Below are 19,080 nucleotides of genomic sequence, written 5' to 3'. Positions count from 1 at the left end.
CGCCCCGGGCTCGGGGCGCCGCCGTCAGGGCAACGTCCAGATCTGGGTCGTCACGACGTAGAAGACCGCGGCCCAGAACACCATCACCGCGGCGACGACGCCGAGGCCGATGAGGTTGGTCTTCGCCGCCGACTGCGCCGGGGACGGCCGCAGCCACCGCTTGAGCAGCCGGTTCACGTAATAGGGCATCGTCAGGAAACTCATGATGAAGCTCGACAGCAGATTCCCCACCAGCAACCCGAGCCAGATCGGCATGTGAAACGGAGACAGCGCGAGCGTCAGCAGCACGACGGTCGGGTACAGGCCGACCCAGACCGCGACGGCGGTTTTGGTTTCGGAGGGCGGCGGCGCCTCCTTGCCGTTCTCCTCGAAGGCGAACCAACTGCCGAACGAGTTGTCGATCGTGCGCAGTTCGAAATCCTTGTACTTCTCGCCCTCGGCGAGGACTTCACGCCGCTTGGCCGACGTCAGCCAGGCATCGAGGTGCTCGGCGTCGTCGAAACGGTACAGCGTGGTCCATTCGTCCTGAAGCCCCTCGATCGGGCGGAAGAGCTCGGTTCCGCGAAATCCTTCGAACTTGCTTTCCTCCTCGTTCAGGTGGCGCTGCCACTCCAGAAAGCCGTCGACATGGTCCGGGTGGACGCGGTGGGTGACCACTACGGTGACCAGCGGGTCCGCGGGCTGGGTGCCGCCTCTGATGACCTGCTGGGTCGCGGGACCGTCGAAGTATTCGCTGCCGGTGTCGAGGAACCTCTGCCTGGTCGCGCTGTTCATCCACGCTTGCAGATGGGCGATCGAATCGAATCGGTAGACCACGACCCAGTCGGTCTGCCGGAGTGTCGGCGGGGAGATCTCGGCACCGAGGTACCCGGCGTAGTCGGCGGCAGCGGCGTTGAGATCCTGCTGCCACTCCTCGTACTCACGCCCCCGTCCGGGCACGACTTTCTGGCCGATGATGACCGTTGCTGCGGCGTCCTCGAGATGTTCGGTGTTCATCGCTCACTCCCTCGGCACCGACTGGTTCTCGTTGAGCCGACGGTAGATCCGTTCCGGGGTCAGTGGCAGGGCGCGATAGCGCATACCAGTGGCGTCGTGGAGCGCGTTCGCCAGCGCGGGGGCCACCGGGTTGATACAGCATTCCGCCATCCCCTTCGACCGCAGGGGCCCGAAGGAATCCGCCGAGTCCACCAGGAGCACTTCGGTGCGGGGAATGTCGGCGTAGGTGGGGATGCGATAGTTGCGGAGGTTCGGGTTGGCCATGACGCCGTCCGCGTCGAGATGGTGGTTCTCGGTCAGCGCGAAGCCGATCCCCTGGGCGACCCCGCCCTCCACCTGGCCCCGGACTTGCGCGGGATTGATGACGACGGCGGCATCGGCCGCCTGGACGCTGCGCAGGATACGGATCTCACCCGTCACCCGGTGGACCGCGATGCGGAACCCCTGCGCGTTGGAGGTGACGCTTCGCGGTGAGCCGTAGGCCTTGCGGGCGGCGGTGAACCGGATTCCGCGTGCCCGGGCGGATGCGACGAGTTCGTCCAGCGACACATGCTGCTCGCCGCAGACGACCCCCGCGTCGTCCATTCGGCACGCCGTGAGCTCGGCACCCGTCTGCGCGGCGGCGAATGCGAGGATGCGGTCGCGCACGGCTTCGGCCGCTCGCAGCACCGCGTTGCCCGACACGAAGAGTCCCGCACTCGCGAAGGCACCGGTGTCGAATCCGGTGCGATCGGTATCGGATTGCACCAGGCGAATCCGCGACGGCGTCGTGCCGAGCTGGTTGGCCGCGAGCTGGACATGCGCGGTCGAGGTGCCCTCGCCGAATTCGACGGTTCCGACGGCCACCTCGTACACAAGGTCGTTCCCCAGCGTGACCCAGGCCTCGGAGATGTGCTCGGTCGGCGGCGCGGTCTCGTGCAGGGAACTCGCGACACCGGTGCCGACGAGCCATTCGGAGCCCGGCGGCGGATCATCGGCGGTACGCGCCAGGGCCTCGCCCACCATATCGAGGCACCGCACGATTCCGTCCTCGGTGAACCTCACGTCATCGGGGCCGTCGTGCAGGGCGATGAGCGGATCGCCCGGCCGCACGACATTGCGCCTCCGCAGTTCGAGCGGATCGATGTGCAGCGCGTGTGCCAGTTCGTCCATCGCAGATTCCACGGCGAACGCCGGTTGCGTCATCCCGTAACCACGCAGCGCCCCGCTCGGAACGGTATTGGTATAGACGGAGAACGCGTCGTACTTCTTATGGGGGCAGCGATAGATCATGACGGCCGCGCCGCCCGCGTACAGCGTCTCACCGCCGTGGTTGCCATAAGCGCCCGTGTTCGACACATTGCGGACCTGCAACGCCGTGAGCGTTCCGTCCGCCTTCGCGCCGAGCCTGACCGTCAGCGTCATCGGATGCCGTGGCGACGCCGTGGTGAACTCCTCCTCGCGGGTGTATTCGAGGCAGACCGGCCGTCCGGTGTCCAGGGTGGCGAGCGCGACCAGATCCTCCGAGATCACTTCCTGCTTACCGCCGAAACCGCCGCCGACACGTTTGCAGAACACCCGGAGCTGGTCGGGACGGAGACCGTACAGGTAGGCGATTTTGGCTTTCGCGATCGACGGCGACTGCGAACTGGTGCGGACGTTCAGGCGGCCGTGCTCCATCCAGGCGATCGAGCCATGGGTTTCGAGGTGGGCGTGCTGCACTCGCGGCGAGGAGTAGGTGCCTTCGTGGATCACGTCGGCTTCGGCGAACCCCGTGTCGACGTTCCCGATATGCGCGTGGATCTCGAACAGAATGTTGCGCACGGGGTCGTGGATGAACGGATCGTGCGTGCCGTGGAGTTGGGGCGATCCCTCGGCCATCGCCTCTTCCGGGTCGAAGACCGCGGGCAGCACCTCGTACTCGACGGCGACCTTTCGGCAGCCCTCTTCCGCGGCCCCGACGGTGTCGGCCAGCACCGCGACGACGCGCTGTCCGGCGAAGCGCACCGTGTCGTCGAGGACGAAGGTGTCGTCCGGATCGACGAGGTGGTCGGTGTGGATCGCCGTGGTGAAACGCTTGCGCGGCACATCTTCCCAGCTGTAGACGCGATGCACACCGGGAACCGCGAGGGCCGCGGTCTTGTCGATCGAGACGATCCGGGCGTGCGCGTGCGGGGAGTGCAGCACCTTGAGGTGCAGCATGCCCTCGATGTGGGTGTCCATCGTGAACTCGGCGCAACCGGTCACCACGTCGTCGGCCGCCGGTGCGCCGACGCTCGTACCGACAGCCTCTCCCGGCACGGCCCGTTCCACTCCGGCGACGCCCTTCACGGCGTCCTCGATGCCCCGATAGCCGGTGCAGCGGCAGAGGTTGCCCTTCAGCGCGCGCGGCAGGTCCCCTTTCTGGTCCTCGGTGAGCGCCGCCGACGTCATGATCATTCCAGCGGTGCAGAAACCGCACTGGAATCCCGGTGCGTCACGGAACTGCCGCTGCATCGGATGCAGATCACCGGGCGCCCCCAAACCCTCGATCGTCGTCACCTCACCACCGTCCGCGCGGAATGCGGGGGTGATGCAGCTGTGTACCGGATGACCGTCCAGCCACACCGTGCACGCCCCGCAATCGCCCGCGTCGCAGCCCTTTTTGACACCGTAGTGACCGAGTGAGCGGAGAAAGGTGCGCAGGCACTGGCCGGGGTCCGGCTCGTCGTCGAAGGTCTTCCCGTTCACGATGTACGTCACGCCGGGCTCCCAGCCATGAGTTCGCGGCGAATGTCCTCGGCGAAGTGCCGTGTCAGATGGTGACGGTGGCCGGGGGTGCCATTGGGGTCGGCGAACCAGATATCGGCGGGAATGGCGTCGATACGCCGCCCCAGGCTTCGTGCGTCGGGCATCGCGTCGAAGGCGATGCGCACCGGCCGGGTCGTACCGGCCGTCACCGTGAGCAGCAGGTCGCTCGTTCCCGGCGTTTGCGTCCCGATGAGGAATACCGTCGAGCGGCCGAGGCGGGTCAGCGTGAAGCGCCGGTGCGCGGTGCGTTTCTCCAGAGCGCGCGCCGGAATGTGGACGCGCCGGAGGATCTCCCCGGGGGCGAGGATGTTCTGGTGGTCCCCGGTCACGAAGTCGGCGGCGTCGACGGCTCGCACGGACCCGTCGGAAGCCCACAGCTCGTACCGTGCCTCCAGGGAGACCGCCAGCGTGATCATGGGACCCGCGGGCAGAGACATGCAGATATTGCCGCCGACAGTCGCCGCGTTCCAGACTTTGAACGACGACAGGAACGCCTCGCAGCTCGTCGCGAAAAGGCCGCCCGCGATCCAATGATCCGGCGGCGTAAAGGCATACACATCGCGGATGGTGCACGTGGCGCCGATTTCAAGGCCCGCGCTACTCGGGACGAGGGGAGCCCACCGCAGTGCTGTCAGGTCGATCAGGCGGCGCAGATCTGGCTGTTCCACGGAGAACAGCCAGGTGCCACCCGCGAGCCAGGCATCGCCTTCTCGCCAGTCCGCGCCCGGCCTGGCGGACGGTCGCCGTATCACTTCGGAGATGGTGTTGAGGTCCATGGGAAGTGATCTCCCTTCTCATCGAGAAAGGACCCCCGGACGCAGTTATTACTCTCAAGTATATCGCTGAACGGTCTACTGGCCTCCGGTACCGGTGGTGCGGGCCCGGAAGCCCGCCGGGGTCTCGCCCGCCCGGCGGCGGAAGAACTTGGTGAAGACCGTGGCGTCCGGGAAGCCGAGCCGCTCCCCGATGGCGGTGGCCGACAGATCGGTGTGCACCAGCAGCCGCTTCGCCTCCAGCAGCACCCGGTCGTCGACGAACCGCTTGGCGCCGCACCCGGCGGCGTCGCGGGTGGCCCGGGTCAGGGTGCGGACGCTGTAGCCGAGCTGTGCGGCGTAGTCCTCGACCCGGTGCGTACGGGCGAAGTCGCGCTCCACCGCCCGCCGGAACCGCCGGAACGCCTCACTGCCGGTGTCGCTCCCGCTCTCCGCGCCCGGCAGATGGGCCAGACGCAGCACGAGCACGGCCACCAGATGGCGCACTGCCTCGATATGCGCCTCCAGGGGCCCGGCCATCACCCGGCGCTCGCTCTCCAGCAGGTCCAGGATGCCGCGTACGGCGTGGGCGGCGGCGCCCTCGGGGACCAGCGGGACCTGCCGGATGTGCCGGTCGAGCCGGGCGGCGGTGGTGGTGGCGGCGTCCAGATAGCCGGGCGGGAAGAGCACGACGGCGCCCTCGGCGGCGGTGAGGCCGGAGCGGAACTGATGGATCTGCCCGGGCCGCACCCACATCCAGCTCCCCTCGGTCAGCTCGTGCTCGGTGAAGTCCACCGAGCAGCGGAGCGTCCCGGAGCGCACGGTGATCAGCTGGTGGAAGGTGAGCCGCATCGGTGCGCAGACGTCGAGGCCATGGGTGCGGGCGCGGGCCAGCAGGCCGGGGAAGTCCAGCACCGCCGCCCCCGGCGGAGCGCCCACGGAGGGCCGGAACGGGACCTCGGTGACCTCAGTGCGTCCGTTTCTGTCCATAGCGCGTCCTCGGTGTACGGCCGCATAACTCCGGATCGAATCTAGCGTGGCATACGAACCGAGGACGCGGTGACCGAAAGAGTCCTCCATCCACCCATTCCGGCGAAAGGGAGCGTGCCGCCGTGCGACTGATCGTGGGCATGACGGGAGCCACGGGTGCCGTGTTCGGCATCCGGCTGCTGGAGGCGCTGGCCGACCTGCCCGACGTGGAAACCCATCTCGTGCTCAGCCGGTGGGCCCGGACCACGATCGAGCTGGAAACCGGCCGGTCCGCCCGCGACGTGGCGGCGCTCGCCGACGAAACGCACTCCCCCGGGGACCAGGGCGCCACGATCTCCTCCGGCTCCTTCCGGACCGACGGCATGATCATCGCGCCGTGCTCGATGAAGACGCTCGCCGGGATTCGCGCGGGCTACGCCGAAGGGCTGGTCGCCCGGGCCGCCGATGTGGTCCTCAAGGAACGGCGCAGGCTCGTCCTGCTGCCCCGGGAGACCCCGCTCGGCGACATCCACCTGGAGAACATGCTCGCGCTGTCCCGGATGGGGGTGCGGATGGTGCCGCCCATGCCCGCCTTCTACAACCACCCGCGGTCGGTGGACGACATCGTCGACCACATCACGGCCCGGCTGCTCGACCAGTTCGACCTGCCCGCGCCCACCGCCAAGCGCTGGTCAGGCATGCGCGCCGCGCACTGACCCACGATCAAGGAGTTCCCATGGCCTACGACGACCTCCGTGGCTTCCTCGACGCCCTCGACAAAGAGGGCCAGCTGCTGCGCGTCCCCGACGAGGTGATGCCGGAGCCGGACATCGCCGCCGCCGCCAACGCCGCCCCACGGCTGGGCGACCAGGCCCCCGCGCTGTACTTCGACAACATCAAGGGCTTCACCGACGCCCGCATCGCGCTCAATGTGCACGGCTCCTGGGCCAATCACGCGCTCGCCCTCGGCCTGCCCAAGGAGACCGGCACCAAGGAGCAGGTCGAGGAGTTCATCCGCCGCTGGGACGCCTTCCCGGTCGCCCCTCAGTGGCGCGAGAACCCCCTGTGGGCCGAGAACACCCTGGAGGGCGAGGACGCCGACATCTTCCGGGTGCTGCCGCTGATCCGGCTCAACGACGGGGACGGCGGCTTCTACATCGACAAGGCCGCGGTCGTCTCCAAGGACCCCGCCGACCCCGGGCACAGCGGCAAGCAGAACGTCGGCATCTACCGCGTCGAGGTCAAGGGCAGGCGGTCGCTCGCGATCCAGCCGGTGCCCATGCACGACATCGCGCAGCACTTGCACACCGCCGAGGAGCGGGGCGAGGACCTGCCGGTGGCCATCGCGCTCGGCAACGAACCGGTGATCTCCATCGTCGCCTCCACCCCCATGGAGTACGACCAGAACGAGTATGAGCTGGCCGGTGCCCTGCGCGGCGCGCCCGCCCCGCTCGCGACGGCCCCGCTCACCGGGCTGCCCGTGCCGTGGGGCAGCGAAGTGGTGATCGAAGGGGTCGTCGAGGGCCGCAAGCGGGAGATCGAGGGCCCGTTCGGCGAGTTCACCGGACACTACTCCGGCGGCCGCACCATGCCGGTCATCCGCGTCGACCGGATCTCGTACCGGACGAACCCGGTCTTCGAACACCTCTACCTGGGCATGCCGTGGACCGAGGTGGACTACCTGATCGCCGCCAACACCTGTGTGCCGCTGTACAAGCAGCTCACCCGGGACTTCCCCGAAGTGCGGGCGGTCAACGCGATGTACACCCACGGGCTGGTCGTCATCGTCTCCACCGAGAAGCGGTACGGCGGTTTCGCCAAGGCCGTCGGCATGCGGGTGCTGACCACCCCGCACGGGCTCGGCTACGCCGCCACCGTGATCGTGGTGGACGAGGACGTCGACCCGTTCAATCTGCCGCAGGTGATGTGGGCGCTGTCCACCAAGATGAACCCGGACGGCGATCTGATCCAGGTCCCGGGCCTCCCGGTGCTCGAACTGGCCCCGCAGGCCCGCACCCCCGGCATCACGGACAAGCTCGTCATCGACGCCACCACCCCCGTCTCCCCCGACAACCGCGGCAATTACGGCGCCCAGGTGCACGATCTGCCCGAGGCGGCCGAGTGGCTGACCCGGTTGCGGAAGCTCGCCGCCGCCCGCTGAACACTCTTGACGACGACACGGAAGGAACGAGATGTCAGAGCTGCCCGAGACTACTCCCCTGTGCCCGCGCTGCGCCCACGAGACGATCGGGCACATCTTCAGCTCGCCCGTCCCCGGGGTCTGGGAAGTGCTCCAGTGTTCGCGGTGCCTCTATATGTGGCGCACCAGCGAACCCGCCCGCCGCACCCGGCGCGACGCCTACCCCGAGGCGTTCAAGATGACGCCCGGGGACATCGCCGCCGCGCCGGAGGTTCCGGCCGTACCGCCGCTGGTGGCGGACTACCAGGTGACCGGGAGCGCGTGGACGCCGTAGATCACCGCGTCGTACTTGAAGGGGATCTTGTCCAGCTCCGTCGCCAGGCGCAGCGTGGGGATGCGGCGCAGCAGGGCCGGGTAGACCACCTGGAGTTCCATGCGGGCCAGCGGCTGGCCGAGGCAGTGGTGGGTGCCCGAGCCGAAGGCCTGGTGGTGGCGGGCGTCGCGGGCGATGTCCAGCCGGTCGGGGTCGGGGAAGACGGACGGGTCCCGGTTGGCCAGTTCGCCGAGCAGGATCACTCCCTCCCCGGCCCGGATGGTGCGGCCGGAGATCTCGATGTCCTCCAGTGCCGTCCGGCGGCGTCCGAGGTGGACGACGCTGAGGTAGCGCAGGAGTTCCTCGACCGCGGCGGCGATCACCTTGGGGTCGTCGGTGTCGCGGACCCGGGCGAGCTGGTCGGGGTGTTCGAGCAGCAGCAGCGTCCCCATGGTGATCATGTTCGCGGTGGTCTCGTGTCCGCCGAGGAGCAGCAGTACGCCCATCGCGACCGCTTCGCGGCGGGTCAGCTCACCGGCCTTGATCTGCTCGCCGAGGCTGGAGAGCAGATCGTCGCCGGGCTCGGCGAGCTTGGCGTCCACGAGCTGGTCCAGGTATCCGCTCAGGTTGCCGTGGGCGGTCTGGCGCTCCTGGGGCGTGGCCACGGCGGAGACGAGGACCTTGCTGTTGGTCTGGAAGAACTCGTGGTCGTCGTAGGGGACGCCGAGCAGTTCGGAGATCACCAGGGACGGGACGGGCAGGGCGAGGGCCTGGACCAGGTCGGCGGGTTTCGGCCCGGCCAGCATGCGCGTGAGGAAGTCCTCCACCATCTCCCGCACGACCGGGCGCATCGCCTCGACGCGTTTGATGGTGAACGCGCCGCTGACCATGCGGCGCAGCCGGGCGTGCTCCGGATCGTCCATCCCGACGAAGCTCAGGTCGGTGGCGCCGTGTTCGCCGCCCGAGTGGTCGACGGGGCTCGGGAAGCCGGGGTGGGAGAAGTCCGCGCTGAGCCGGGGGTCGGAGAGCAGCGTCTTCTGCTCGGCGTGGCCGGTCACCACCCACGGGGTGCTGTCGCCCCAGGACTTGACGCGGGTCAGCGGTCCCCACTGGGCCAGGCCGCGCAGTTCGGGGGACGGGTCGAAGGGGCAGGCGGCGGCGCGCGGCGCGGGGAACTGGGGGATCTCGGCCGACGTGTCGTCGGCCACGGGTGCGGTGGTCATGGTCTTCCTCCGGTGGGCGGTCAGGGGGGTGTGGTCACACACCGACGGCAGGCGCGTTCACGCGGTCCCGCTCACGTCTATCGCGAGAGTCGGGCAGACGCCCGCGGCCTCGCGGACCGCGGCGTGGTGCTCCTCGGCGGGCTCGGCGTCGAGCAGGAGCACGATGCCGTCCTCGTCACGCTGGTCGAACACCTCGGGTGCGAGCAGCACGCACTGGCCCGCGGCGCAGCACTTCGCTTCATCAACGGTGATCTTCATATCTGGTTCTCCTTGGCGGTGGGACGAAGGCTGGGACGGGGTGTGACGGGGGCGAGGAGCAGCCCGGTGATGGCGTCGGTCAGCGCGGCGGCGGTGTCGTCCCAGGACGGCTGGCGCGTACTGGCACCGTCGGCGAGGGCGCGCTCGCGTTCGGCGCAGGTGTGGGTGATCAACTGGCGGGCCATGTCGCCGCGTTCGGCCCGGGTGTCGGCGGACAGGGAGCCGAGGCAGTTACCCAGCCCCTGGAGGATTTCCCACAGGGGCTCGCGGGAGAGGGCCTCTTCGGTGACGATCGCGCGCAGGACGGGGTCGGTCATCACCTGTACGGCGAACCGGGCGTGCCAGGAGGGGACTCCCAGGGTGGCCAGGTGCTCGGGGGCGGGCCGCACCAGGCAGGCGACCCAGTCCCGGACCTCCTGGCTGCCGCGGGTCTCGTCCAGCATCCGCTGCCGGATGGCGTCGATGGCCGCGGAGTGCTTGCGCATGATGGCGCGCACCAGGTCCGCGCGGGTGCCGAAGTGGTAGCCGACCGCGGCGACGTTGCCCTGCCCGGCCGCCTCGCTGATCTGCCGGTTGGACACCGCGACGAGGCCGTGTTCGGCGTAGAGCCGCTCCGCCGCGGCCATGATGGCCTCGCGGGTCTCGGCGGCGCGGTCTGGCTGCGCGGTCCTGCCCTGGGCACCGGCCACGGTGGCCTCCTCACTCGATCGTGCTGAGCTGTGGAAGCCACGTTAAAACACGTGAATTAAATAAAGCAACTGATTGAAGAAACTGATGCCCTGCGGCGGGATTCAGCGCCCGGGCGCGGGCGGGCGGCAGCGCAGGGCGGTCACCGGGCCGGACAGCCCGAGGGGCCCCGCCGCGTGCGGGAGGAGCACGGTCTGCCCCTCCGCCACGTCGAGCGGGGGACCGAAGTCGCAGGTCAGCGTCCCGGCTCCGGTGAGGCAGACCAGTACCGAGAAGCCCGCGTCCAGCGTCGTCGCCGGGTCGCCCCGGCACAGCTCGGCGCGGAAGTACGGGTCGGCGTCCGGCGGGAGCACGCTCCCGGTCCCGGCCGCCGCGCCCGGGCCGCGCAGCCGGTCCAGCGCGGCGGCGGACAGGCCCCGGCGGTCGACTCCGCCGAGCGCCAGGTCGAAGCCGAGGCCGAGATGGCCCTCGGCGGCGCCGTCGATCGCGAAGCCCTCCCACTCCAGCAGCACCGAGAAGTCGGTCGGCTCCTGGAGTTCCACCAGCAGCACCCCGGCCCCGATCGCGTGGGGCATCCCCGCCGGGCACAGCAGCGCGTCACCGGGGGCGACCGGCACCCGGTGGACGGCGTCCAGCATCGCGCCCGCGTCCCCGGCCGCGACCCATGCGGCCAGCTCGCGGGCGGTGACGTCGCGGTCGAAGCCCATCCGCACCTCGGCCCCGGGGGCGGCGTCCAGGACGTACCAGGCCTCGGTCTTGCCGTGCGCGCTGCCCAGATGCGCCCGGGCGAACGCGCGGTCGGGGTGGGTGTGCAGGGGCAGCCGCTGACCGGCGTCCAGCAGCTTGACCAGCAGCCCGGTGTCGGCCCCGTACGCCGCCGCGTGCTCCGGCCCCAGCCACGCCACCGGGTCGGCGGCCACGGCATCGGCCAGCCGGGCCCCGCCGGGCAGCGTGGACAGCCCGGCCGGGGACCGCGCGAAGCGGGAGGTGGTCGAGCCGACCCAGTCCTCGGGCCGGTAACCGTCACCGCCGGGCGCGGTCCGCCGGAAGCGGGCGATGGCGCCGGAGTCACGGTAGAAGGAACGCGGCTGATTGGGCGTCAGCGGGATGGGTGCGGCGGTCATGCAGAACATCTCCCGGTGGGGTACGACCGTACTGAGGGCTCGGGGCCGGACGGTAGCCGGGGGCTGGACGGCCCCGTACCGAGGCTGCGGGTCGTCCCCGCAGGAGTCCGGGAACGTGCCGGACGAGCCCGGCAACGCAGCCAGCGGGGGCCCCAAGGCGGAGGGACGTCCGCGCGGGGCGCCTCCCCCATGGAGCCCGAGACGGGCCCGGACGCTCGGCGGTAGCCAGGGGTTCGCGCGATCGGATCGCTCTCGCGAAGGCGCCTCCCGCATGGAGCCCGGAAATGGGCCGGACGAACCAGACAACGCAGCTCGGGGACACGCACCGGCCGAAGCCGGGGGCGGACACGCGGGGCACCCCGGGCCGAGTCCGGGGCGGGCCCCCTCGGACGAGCCCGACAACGCAGCGAGCGGGGGCACCTCCCGGCGGAAGCGCGGGGAGCGTGCGTCCCAAGGCGGAGGAGCGTCCACGCGGGGGGACTCCCGCGCGGAGCCCGGGGGCGGGCCCGGGCTCGCGGCGTAGCCAGGGGTGCACGCGATCGGGAACGTCCTCGCGAAGGCTCCTCCCCCACGCGTCCGGCAACGCGGCGCGCGGGGACAACACCAGCCGAAGCCGGGGGCGGACATGCGGGGCACCTCCCCGACAACGCAGCGAGCGGGGGCGGAAGCGCGGGGCGTGCACCCCAAGGCGGAGGGGCCGCCGCGCGGGGCGCCTCCCGCACGGAGCTCGGGAACGGGCCGGACGAACCAGGCAACGCGGCGCGCGGGGACACGCACCGGCCGAAGCCGGGAGCGGACACGCGGGGCACACCCCGGGCCGAGTCCGGGGCGTCCGCGCGGGGGCGGGCCCGGGCGCTCGGCCGTGGCCAGGCGTGCGCGATGGGGGCGGACTCGTGGGCGCACCTCCCGCACGCGTCCGACAACGCGGCCAGCGGGGACACGTACCCGCCGAAGCCGGGGCAGCGCGCGACCGGGAACGCCCTCCCGCACAGAGTCCGGCAACGCGGACAGCGCGGACACGCACCGGCCGAAGCCGGGGCGGGCACGTGGGGCACCTCCGCGACGTGTCCGGCGGGCTGGCTCGTGGGGGCGCCTCCCGGCGGGGGCCGGGAGGCTTGTTGGGCCCGGCGGGGTCCGGGAGGCGCCCCCGAGGTTCACGACGGGCGTCAGACGGCCGGGTGCCAGTCGTGGAACCAGCCCTCGGGCAGGCGGTCCAGCGCCTGGTCGAGGGAGCGGCCCGGCAGGAACGGGCGGCCGTGTTCGCGGATGACCGCGTTCAGCTCGTCGAGGCGTCCCCGGGCCTGCTCGATGCCCGCGGCGCGCTCGGCCGGGTCGTGGGTGGAGACGGCGTCGCGCCAGATGGACCGGCCCGCCAGATAGCCGCACGCCCCGGCCTGCGCGGAGATCCGCACCTGGGTGCGGAAGTCCTCGTAGCCGACGCCCGCGGACAGGATCACCCACGGCACGTGCACCGAGGAGTCCAGCTCCTTGCAGGCCGCGGCGGCCGCCTCGCGGCCCCGCTCGGTGTCGACGTAGCCGGGGAACTCGACCTTGAGCATGTCGACTCCGAGCCGGTCGGCCTCCACGGCCGACTGGATGATGCCCGCGACCCGGTGCTCCTTCCACTCCGCCGAGGACGGGTCCTCACCGGGCAGCGGGTACCAGATGGGCTCGACGACCAGCGGCAGGCTCAGCTCGGCGCACTCGGCCACCAGGTCGCGTACCACCTGCCGCTGGTGTTCGGCGGTGGCCGCGTCGCCGTCCGGGCGGTACCACCACAGCAGCTTGGCCACATCGGTCCCGGCCAGCTTGATCTGCCGGGTGGACCAGCCGTCGCGGTGCCGGGTGCGGCGTGGCCCGTCGGGGATGCTGTAGTCCTCGTCCTCGATGCTGGCCATCAGGCCGACGTCGCGGGGCAGGGCGCCGCTCGCGGTGAGGTGGCCGACGCCGTAGTGGGCGTCGAGGAGCACGGCGGTCACGCTGGGCGCGACGGCGCGGATGACGGCGTCCTTCGCCCGGACCACGTCCGCGAAGCCCACCGTGGAGGGGTCCGGGGCGAGCAGTTCGGCGAAGTCCGAGAGATGGTCGAGGGCGCAGATCAGGAAGAACCCGTCCTCGCTGGTCACACGGGTCAGTCCGCGCAGCTTGCCCGGGTCGGTGGTCAGGTCAGGCGTGGTCATCGGGGTCCTTTCGGATACGGGTCCGGGCAGAGCCGGAGTGGAGCGAGCGGGCGAGCAGCAGCCCGCCCACGAACGTGTCACCGAGGCCGATGGTGGCCGTGGGGTGGCTGAGGTGGGGCGCGGGGACGCAGTCCGCGCGCAGCCCCTCCCCCAGCGGCCCGTCGGCCGGGCGGTCCTCGGTGTAGTCGGCCGCCGGTGGCGGCTCCAGGTCGGCGGCGGGGGCGCCGCGCGCGGCCCGCGCGGCGGCGAGCAGGCTGCCCGTCATCAGCGCGGTCCGCTGTTCGGTGGGGTCTCCGCGGTGGACGGCGAGCACCCAGCCGTCCGCGTGCACGCACACCCGGTCCAGGTGGTACGCGGAGGCGAACTGGGCCGCGGCGGCGACGGGCGCGGTGCGGGCCGAGGGACCGGCGAGCGCGGCGAGTTCGGACAGGCTCATGCCGACGGAGTCGGCCAGCGGGGCATACTCCTCGCATCCGGCGCGCAGGGCGCGGACGCTGGCGAACTCGGCGAGTTCGAGGTGGAGCAGCGGCAGTCCGCCGTCCCGCCAGGCGCGGACGACGTCGGCGAGCCAGGCCCGGTCGGCGGTCCCGGTGCCGTCCTCGGGCAGCCCGTTCATGCCGGACAGCAGCCCGGCCGCGGCGGTGCGGGCCAGTTCGCCGGAGCGGGCGGCGAACCATTCGTCGCGCTCGATCCCGTCGTCCACGAACCGCAGGATGATCCGGGAGGAGCGGGGCAGCCCGCCGGGCAGTCCGGGCGCGGGGGTGCCCGCGGCGAACTCCAGGACGCTGTGCGGCTGTTTGGCCGCGCCGGGCCGGGCCACGGGTGCGTCCGCGCCGGGGCCGCCCGAAGCGTCGGCACCCGCGAGGCGCTCGGCGTCCCCGAGACGATCGGCGCCCCCGAGCCGTCCGGCACCCGCGAGCCGCCCGGCGGAGGCGGTGCCGTCCGCGGTGCACAGCGTCACGTCGGGGTGGAGCACCGCGAGCTGCTGCGCACTGCGGTCGGCCAGCGGGACGACGCTGGGCGCGCCGAGCACGGCGAGCGCCCAGGCGGCCTGCGGTCCGGTGCCGCCGAGCTGCACCCGGTCCGGCGCGCCGAGCAGGGTGCCCACCCAGTCGGTGCCGCCGGGCCACGGCAGGGCGATCTCGCCGCCACGGCCGTGGCGGAGGCGTTCCATGACCTCGGCGGCGATCTCACCGGCCGGTCCGACCACGGGGACCTGGGCGGCGAGGGCGGCGATCCGGTCCGGGTCCATCCGGCGGACGTGGTCGACGCAGGCGCTGAACCCGGCCAGTACGGGGGCGGCCTGCCGGGCCCGGGCGCGGACCCGGTCGGCCAGCGCGCGGTACCGCTCGGCCCACAGCTCGTCGCGGGCGACGACGCGCGGGATGGAGAGGCCGGTGCGGGCGGTCACTCCTTCACCGCCCCGGAGGTGACGCCCGCGACGATGCGCCGCTGGAAGAGCATGACGATCAGCACCAGCGGCAGGGTGACCACGACGGACGCGGCGGCCATGTCGCCCCAGGGGACGAAGTACTGGGACTGGAAGCCCGCGATGCCGACCGGCACGGTCTGGTGCTCGGGCGAGGAGGTGAAGGCCAGCGCGAGCATGAACTCGTTCCAGTTGGTGATGAAACCGAGCATTCCGGCGGCCGCGATCCCGGGCAGCGCGAGCGGCAGGATCACACTGCGCAGGGTGCGCAGCAGTCCGGCGCCGTCGATGGCCGCGGCCTCGTCCAGCTGGGTGGGCAGGGAGCGGAAGTGGGCGTACAGGACGAAGATCATCAGCGGCAGCGCGAGTCCCACGTACGAACCGGAAAGACCCGTATAGGTGTCGAGCAGCCCCAGCGAGTTGAGCACCAGATAGAGGGGGACGACGATCGAGATCTGCGGGAACATCGACAGGCCGAGGACGACGGCGAGGACCACGCCCTTGCCGGGCACCGGCAGCCGGGCGAGGGCGTAGGTGGCCAGGGCCGCCAGCAGCAGCCCGATCGCGGTGGCGGTCACCGTGACGATGACGCTGTTGGCCAGGTACTTGCCGAACTCGTAGTCCGTGAAGACGGCCCGGTAGTGCTCCAGCGTGCCGGGGACGGGCAGCCAGTGCGGGGTCACCGAGGACAGGTCGCGGTCCCGCTGGAACGAGGTGCTGAGCTGCCACAGGAACGGCGCCAGGGACCATACGACGACGGCGGTGACGGCCAGCCGGAACAGCATCCGGCGGGTGACCGCCCGGCGGCGGGCCCGGAGGGCGGCGGGCGCGGCGGGGACGGGCGCGGGGATGGCGGTCATGGCTCAGCCCTCCAGGGCGCGGTAGCGCCGGCTCAGGTAGTAGGCGAAGCCCGCGGCGATGAGCACTTCGGTGAGGAAGGCGGCGGTGGCGATCATCGAGCCGTAGCCCAGTTCGAGGCCGGAGAAGAGGGTCTTGTAGCCGAAGGTGGACAGCGTCTCGGTGGAGTCCGCCGGTCCGCCGCCGGTGAGGACGTACGGCAGGTCGAAGACCCGGAAGGCGTCGAGGACCCGGATGAGGGCGGCGATCAGCAGGGCGGGCGCGATGACCGGCAGGGTGACGGAGCGGAAGGTGCACCAGGGCGAGGCGCCGTCGATCTTCGCGGACTCGCCCAGTTCCTTCGGCACGGTCTGCAGCGCGGCGAGCACCAGCAGCGCCATGAACGGGGTGGTCTTCCACACGTCGGCGAGCCCGATGGTGGCCAGCGCGGTGTGCGGATTTCCGAGGAAGTTGACGTATCCGTCGGTCAGATGGAGGCGGGTCAGCAGATAGTTGGCGACGCCGGACTGGCCGTCGAAGATCCAGCCGAACATCCGCGAGGTGACGACGGTGGGGATGGCCCACGGGATGAGGACGGCGGCACGGGCCCAGCCGCGGCCGCGGAAGGACTGGTGCAGCACGAGGGCGAAGCCGATGCCGAGCGCGGTCTCGACCAGGGTGGTGCCGAAGGCGAAGGCCACCGTGCGCCACCAGGCGTTCCAGAACAGGTCGTCCCCGAGCAGCCGGGACAGGTTGGCGGTGCCGGTGAAGTGCGAGCCGCTGGAGAATCCCGCGTCGTGCAGGGACAGCCACAGGGTGCGCAGCACCGGATAGAGGGAGACAGCGAGGACGGCGGCGAGCGCGGGCGCCAGCAGGACGATGCCCGTCAGCCGCGGGCCCGCGGACGAGGACTCGCGCGACGGCACACAGCGGCGCGGCCCTTCGGGGCCGGACGTGAGCTGCGGGTGCTCCAGGGAGGGTGTGCGGTGCTTGCCGCGCAGCGGGGTCTGTCCGGGCGCTCTGTGGAAGAAGGCGAGGTGGCCCATCAGACGATCGCCTCCAGGTCGCGCCGGGCAGTACGGAGGGTGCCGCGCACATCGCCGTAGACCAGGGCGCGGGAGACCGCGGACTGGAGGGCGAGGCTGACCCGGGAGTAGTGCGGGGTGACGGGGCGGGGCACGCCGTTGCCGAACGCCTCCTTCAGCTTGACCATCGCGGGCTGGCCCTTGGCCAGCTTCTTCTCGTCGTAGACCGAGACGCGGGAGGGGGCGTTGCCGAAGTCGAGCGCGAAGGCGAGCTGTGCTTCGGTGCCCGCGAGCCAGTGCAGGAAGTCCATGGCACCTTCCTTGTTGCGGGAGCCCGCCGCGACGCCGAGCTGGTAGCCGCCGAGACAGGAGGAGGACGTGCCGCCGGGGAAACGGGGCAGCGGGGCGACGTCGACCTTGCCGACGACCTTGGACTGGTCCGGGTTCTGGGAGACGCCATAGACATAGCTCCAGTGCCGCATCATCCCGACCCGGCCCGCGGTGAACGGGCGGCGGCTGGGCTCCTCGTCCCAGGAGAAGACCTCGGAGGGGCTGACCTTGTAGCGGTACACCAGGTCCCGCATGAACTGGACGGCCTCGACGCACGCGGGGCTGTCCACGCGGACCGCGCCCGAGGAGTCGATGATGTGGCCCCGGTTGGAGGCGATGAACTCGACCAGGTCGCAGAGGAGGATCTCGGCCTGCTTGGCCTGCCACAGGTAGCCCATGGGCACCCGGCGGTGCTGCATCTCGGCGGCGATGTCGGCCAGTTCGTGCCATTCGGTCGGCGGCTTGCGGCCGAGTGCGCGCATCAGGTCGGTGCGGTAGTAGAGGCCGCCCGCGTCCACGTACCAGGGCAGGGCGACGAGACGGCCCTTGTAGGTGCACGCCTCGACCACACCGGGGAAGAAGGAGCGCCGGAGGCCCGCGGAGATGTCCTGGTCCAGGGGGTGCACCCAGCCCGCGTCGGCCAGTTCGGCGATCCACACCACGTCCTGGGCGAAGACGTCGACCGTGCCGTCCTTACGGGCCAGCAGCTGGGTGAGCTGCTGGTGGCATTCGGTGCTGGAGCTGGGCGGCGGCAGGTTGCGTACGGTCACCCGGTAGCGGCTCTGGGCGGCGTTGTAGCGGTCGGCGAACGACTGCATACCGGCCGCGCCACCGGTGAACGCCGCGCAGGCGAAGGTGAGTTCGGTCCGCCCGCCGCCACCGCCGCCCACCCGCCGGGCCGGTTCACCACCCCCGCACGCGGCGAGCAGGGGCGTGGCGGCGAGCGCGCCGAGGGTCGCGGCGCCGGTGGAAAATGCCCGGCGGCGGGTCCACGGTGGTTCGGGATGGGTGGGTGGGTGCGGCTCCACGGCGACTCCAGTGACGCGACGCAAGCTGTGCAAGGGGGGGTACGCAGAAAGACGTACAAAGAAGCGCTGGTTTCTGCGACTCTCTGCTGCAAGCTACGGCGGCGACACCCACCGGTCAAGGGTCGTGCTGCAGCTTCTTGCGGTAAGGTGCAAGAATCTGCGGTGTTACGCAGGATTACGAAGGGGGACCACACGATGACGTCAGCAGAGGGCACCCGGGTGGCGAACCTGCCCGCGCGCCGCCGGGCCGACCTCACCGCCTTCATCCAGCAGCGCGGCCAGGCCACCATCGGGGAACTGGCGAAGGAGTTCGCCGTCTCGGTGGACACCGTACGGCGCGATCTGGACCATCTGGCGGCGCGCGGCCTGGTGGCGCGCACCCACGGCGGGGCGGTGCCGGGCGGCGAGCTGGCCACGGCCGACAGCCCGGTGGCGGACCGGATGAACGAGCGCCGGGAGGCCAAGGAGGCCATCGGCGCGGCCGCCGCCCGGCTGGTGCGGGACGACGAGACCCTGCTCGTCAACGGCGGCACCACGGTGCTCTCGGCGGTGGCCGCGCTCGGCGGCCACCGGGGGCTGACGGTCGTCACCAACAATCTGCGGGTCCCGGGGATGGTCCCGGCACAGGCCCTGCGCGATCTGTTCGTCCTCGGCGGCGGCTGCCGGACCACCGCGCTGGTCACCATCGGCCCGATCCGCTTCCCCGACACCGCCGGGGTGAGCGCGGACACCGCCCTCATCGCGGTGGGCGGGGTCAGCGCCTCCGGGCTCTCGGTGTCCAACATCCCGGAGGCCCAGATGATCCAGGAGATGATGGACTCCGCGTCCCGGGTCGTGGTGCTGGCGGACTCGGCGAAGTTCGAGCGCCGGGCACTGGCCCGCATCTGCCCGCTCAGCCGCGTCGACGTGCTGGTCAGCGAGCAGCCGCCCAGTGGCGAGCTGGCCCTCGCCCTGGAGCGGGCCGAGGTCACCCTCGCCGGTCCGTACCTCCCCGAGGACGGCTGACCCCGCCGGGCACAC

At 71.4% G+C, this 19,080-nt stretch carries 17 protein-coding genes; 4 read left to right on the top strand and 13 right to left on the bottom strand.

What is annotated here, in order from left to right; all coding sequences use genetic code 11:
- Positions 1-24 precede the first annotated feature (24 nt).
- The 4 genes from ABZ370_RS25505 to ABZ370_RS25490 form a co-directional block, all read right to left on the bottom strand.
- Entirely contained in the window at positions 25-996 is a 972-nt protein-coding gene (locus ABZ370_RS25505; RefSeq protein WP_358625099.1) for an antibiotic biosynthesis monooxygenase, read from the bottom strand.
- A gap of 3 nt (positions 997-999) precedes the next feature.
- On the bottom strand, positions 1,000-3,717 hold the full coding sequence (locus ABZ370_RS25500; protein ID WP_358625097.1) for a molybdopterin cofactor-binding domain-containing protein: 2,718 nt from the start codon (positions 3,715-3,717) through the stop codon (positions 1,000-1,002).
- On the bottom strand, positions 3,714-4,541 hold the full coding sequence (locus ABZ370_RS25495) for an FAD binding domain-containing protein (RefSeq protein ID WP_358625095.1): 828 nt from the start codon (positions 4,539-4,541) through the stop codon (positions 3,714-3,716). Before ABZ370_RS25495 ends, ABZ370_RS25500 begins: the two co-directional genes overlap by 4 nt.
- Before the next feature lie 75 nt (positions 4,542-4,616).
- Positions 4,617-5,507, bottom strand: coding sequence for an AraC family transcriptional regulator (locus ABZ370_RS25490; protein ID WP_358625093.1), 891 nt, complete (start codon positions 5,505-5,507; stop codon positions 4,617-4,619).
- A gap of 122 nt (positions 5,508-5,629) precedes the next feature.
- On the opposite strand from ABZ370_RS25490, the gene ABZ370_RS25485 reads away from it, so the two are divergent.
- Genes ABZ370_RS25485 through ABZ370_RS25475 form a run of 3 tightly spaced genes read left to right on the top strand, consistent with a single transcriptional unit; the run spans position 5,630 to position 7,960 of the window.
- Positions 5,630-6,202, top strand: coding sequence for a non-oxidative hydroxyarylic acid decarboxylases subunit B (locus tag ABZ370_RS25485; RefSeq protein WP_358625091.1), 573 nt, complete (start codon positions 5,630-5,632; stop codon positions 6,200-6,202).
- Positions 6,203-6,222: 20 nt separating this feature from the next.
- On the top strand, positions 6,223-7,647 hold the full coding sequence (locus tag ABZ370_RS25480) for a non-oxidative hydroxyarylic acid decarboxylases subunit C (protein ID WP_358625089.1): 1,425 nt from the start codon (positions 6,223-6,225) through the stop codon (positions 7,645-7,647).
- Between the two features lie 31 nt (positions 7,648-7,678).
- Positions 7,679-7,960 carry a non-oxidative hydroxyarylic acid decarboxylases subunit D gene (locus ABZ370_RS25475; protein WP_358625087.1) on the top strand — a complete coding sequence of 94 codons (282 nt, stop codon included), beginning with the start codon at positions 7,679-7,681 and terminating at the stop codon, positions 7,958-7,960.
- Here the strand turns inward: ABZ370_RS25475 and ABZ370_RS25470 are convergent.
- The 9 genes from ABZ370_RS25470 to ABZ370_RS25430 all read right to left on the bottom strand — a co-directional run bounded on the left by ABZ370_RS25470 (position 7,927) and on the right by ABZ370_RS25430 (position 18,060).
- Positions 7,927-9,162: a cytochrome P450 gene (locus ABZ370_RS25470; protein ID WP_358625085.1), complete on the bottom strand. Its 1,236-nt coding sequence runs from the start codon at positions 9,160-9,162 to the stop codon at positions 7,927-7,929. The genes ABZ370_RS25475 and ABZ370_RS25470 overlap by 34 nt on opposite strands.
- A gap of 57 nt (positions 9,163-9,219) precedes the next feature.
- Positions 9,220-9,420: a ferredoxin gene (locus tag ABZ370_RS25465; RefSeq protein ID WP_358625083.1), complete on the bottom strand. Its 201-nt coding sequence runs from the start codon at positions 9,418-9,420 to the stop codon at positions 9,220-9,222.
- Entirely contained in the window at positions 9,417-10,109 is a 693-nt protein-coding gene (locus ABZ370_RS25460) for a TetR family transcriptional regulator (RefSeq protein WP_358625081.1), read from the bottom strand. The genes ABZ370_RS25465 and ABZ370_RS25460 overlap by 4 nt, the downstream gene beginning before the upstream one ends.
- Positions 10,110-10,211: 102 nt before the next feature.
- Positions 10,212-11,231, bottom strand: coding sequence for a class I mannose-6-phosphate isomerase (locus tag ABZ370_RS25455; RefSeq protein ID WP_358625079.1), 1,020 nt, complete (start codon positions 11,229-11,231; stop codon positions 10,212-10,214).
- A gap of 1,166 nt (positions 11,232-12,397) precedes the next feature.
- Positions 12,398-13,411, bottom strand: coding sequence for a tagatose 1,6-diphosphate aldolase (locus ABZ370_RS25450; protein ID WP_358625077.1), 1,014 nt, complete (start codon positions 13,409-13,411; stop codon positions 12,398-12,400).
- The gene (locus ABZ370_RS25445) at positions 13,398-14,822 is read right to left on the bottom strand and encodes an ADP-dependent glucokinase/phosphofructokinase (RefSeq protein WP_358625075.1); all 1,425 of its coding nucleotides are present in this window, start codon (positions 14,820-14,822) and stop codon (positions 13,398-13,400) included. Before ABZ370_RS25445 ends, ABZ370_RS25450 begins: the two co-directional genes overlap by 14 nt.
- Positions 14,819-15,700 (bottom strand): carbohydrate ABC transporter permease, encoded by an 882-nt coding sequence (locus ABZ370_RS25440; protein WP_358625073.1) that lies wholly within the window; start codon positions 15,698-15,700, stop codon positions 14,819-14,821. Before ABZ370_RS25440 ends, ABZ370_RS25445 begins: the two co-directional genes overlap by 4 nt.
- Positions 15,701-15,703: 3 nt before the next feature.
- A complete protein-coding gene (locus tag ABZ370_RS25435; protein WP_358625072.1) occupies positions 15,704-16,723 on the bottom strand; it encodes a sugar ABC transporter permease in 1,020 nt (339 codons plus the stop codon).
- A complete protein-coding gene (locus ABZ370_RS25430) occupies positions 16,723-18,060 on the bottom strand; it encodes an ABC transporter substrate-binding protein (RefSeq protein WP_358625070.1) in 1,338 nt (445 codons plus the stop codon). The genes ABZ370_RS25435 and ABZ370_RS25430 overlap by 1 nt, the downstream gene beginning before the upstream one ends.
- Before the next feature lie 195 nt (positions 18,061-18,255).
- Between ABZ370_RS25430 and ABZ370_RS25425 the strand changes: the two genes are divergently transcribed.
- Positions 18,256-19,065, top strand: a complete 810-nt coding sequence (locus ABZ370_RS25425) for a DeoR/GlpR family DNA-binding transcription regulator (RefSeq protein ID WP_358625068.1) — start codon at positions 18,256-18,258, stop codon at positions 19,063-19,065.
- Positions 19,066-19,080 lie beyond the last annotated feature (15 nt).

The sequence above is a fragment of the Streptomyces sp. NPDC005962 genome (genome assembly GCF_040629205.1).
Lineage (GTDB): Bacteria > Actinomycetota > Actinomycetes > Streptomycetales > Streptomycetaceae > Streptomyces.
This window is presented reverse-complemented; position numbering and strand designations above follow the sequence as displayed.